This window comes from Mycobacterium sp. (assembly GCF_049281135.1).
GTDB lineage: Bacteria > Actinomycetota > Actinomycetes > Mycobacteriales > Mycobacteriaceae > Mycobacterium.
Window position 1 is genome coordinate 1 of sequence record NZ_JBAPRN010000685.1, and the last position, 1536, is coordinate 1536.

The 1536-nt window shown below is 69.9% G+C and carries 3 protein-coding genes; all 3 read left to right on the top strand.

Features of this window, described 5'->3' with window-relative positions; all coding sequences use genetic code 11:
- A partial coding sequence (locus WAN02_RS27565; protein WP_422268374.1) for a crossover junction endodeoxyribonuclease RuvC occupies positions 1 to 200 on the top strand: 200 nt, incomplete at its 5' end.
- Entirely contained in the window at positions 197 to 811 is a 615-nt protein-coding gene (gene ruvA, locus WAN02_RS27570; RefSeq protein WP_422268376.1) for a Holliday junction branch migration protein RuvA, read from the top strand. The genes WAN02_RS27565 and ruvA, both read left to right, overlap by 4 nt.
- 28 nt (positions 812 to 839) lie before the next feature.
- Positions 840 to 1415 (top strand): hypothetical protein, encoded by a 576-nt coding sequence (locus tag WAN02_RS27575; protein ID WP_422268378.1) that lies wholly within the window; start codon positions 840 to 842, stop codon positions 1413 to 1415.
- Positions 1416 to 1536: the final 121 nt, after the last annotated feature.

Sequence of the window (1536 nt, forward strand, 5' to 3'; positions counted from 1 at the left end):
TGCCGGTGGCGGAATACGCCGCCAACCTGATCAAGAAAACCGTGGTCGGGGTCGGTCATGCGGAGAAGCGGCAGGTTGCGATGATGGTGAGGATGCTGCTGCCCGCCTCGACCGCGAGGACCCCGGATGCGACCGACGCGCTCGCAGTCGCCATCTGCCACGCCCAGCATCGGGCGGCGCGGGCGCGAGGCGCGGCATGATCGGCAAGCTCAGGGGCGTCGTCGACAGCGCGGACGACGAGGCTCTGATCCTCGACGTCAACGGCGTCGGCTATCTCGTTTCCGCTTCTGCCCGCACGTTGCGGGCGCTGCCCGCGGTCGGGGAGGCGGCGGAGCTCCTGGTCGAGACCCACGTGCGCGAAGACGCGATCAGGCTTTACGGCTTCCTAACCGCCACCGAGCGTGACTGGTTTCGCCTGCTGCAAAGCGTGCAGGGGGTCGGCGCCAAGGTGGCGCTCGGCATTCTCGGCGCCCTGTCGGCGGAAGCGCTGAGCGCCGCCATAACCCGGCAGGACAAGGCGATGATGGCCCGCGCCCCGGGTGTCGGCCCGAAGCTCGCAGCCCGGCTGGTGCTCGAGCTCAAGGACAAGGCGCCGGCTTTCGCCGCCGCCGATTTCGCCGGGTCGGAGTCCGGCCTCGAGCGCGCGCCGAAGCTCGCAGGGGCGGCCGAGGACGCGATCCTCGCCCTCGTAGGCCTCGGCTACGCCCAGCCTCAGGCCGCAGCCGCGGTCGCCAGGATTTCGATTCAGCTCGGGCAGGACGCCCAGACCGCCGCGCTGGTTCGCGCCGGCTTGAGGGAATTGGCGCAGTGACCCGAAATTCCGGCAGAATGATCGATCGATGAGTGAGCCGGCGCGACCCTTCTTTATCCCGATGATCGGTATCGTCGCGCTGTTCGCGGCGCTGGGCCCGGGAGTCGGCGGGGCGATGTTCATTCCCCTTTCCGTGGTGTTCAAGCCGACGATCACGCCTGACACGATCGCGCTTCTGGTCATGATCGCCGCCTTGTTTGGGCATGCCGTCGGACTGGTCGCGGCCTATGTCGTCGGGATCGGACCGGCCACGGCGACCGGCTTTCTCTATGCGCTTTGGGACGCTGCCGCGCCCGAGCGCTGGCCGCGCGCGCTCGTCGCCGCCCTGATCGGCGGACTGATAGCCTATGGTCTGGCGTTGCGCCTCGCGCCCCTGGGCGCGTCGCTCGAGATGGCAGTCGACGTCAACCCCGGCTCGCCGGCCGCCGGATGGATCGACGCGGCCTCGCCCGATCGAATCGGAGTGACGCTCGGCCATGCATTCGTCGCTTGCGGCGCGGTCGCGGGCCTCGTCTGCGCCCTCGCCGCGAACCTCCTTGGCCTGACCATGCGGCCGGAATTCGCGCACCCGGAGGCAGCCGCGCCGCCGAGCGAAGGCGCCTGAGGTGACCGACGCCCCCCGCCGTCTCGTCTCGACCGAGAAGCGTCCTGAGGACGAGGCGGTGATCCGCCCGCAATTCCTCGCCGATTTCGCCGGCCAGGAGGCGGCGCGCAAGAATCTCGCC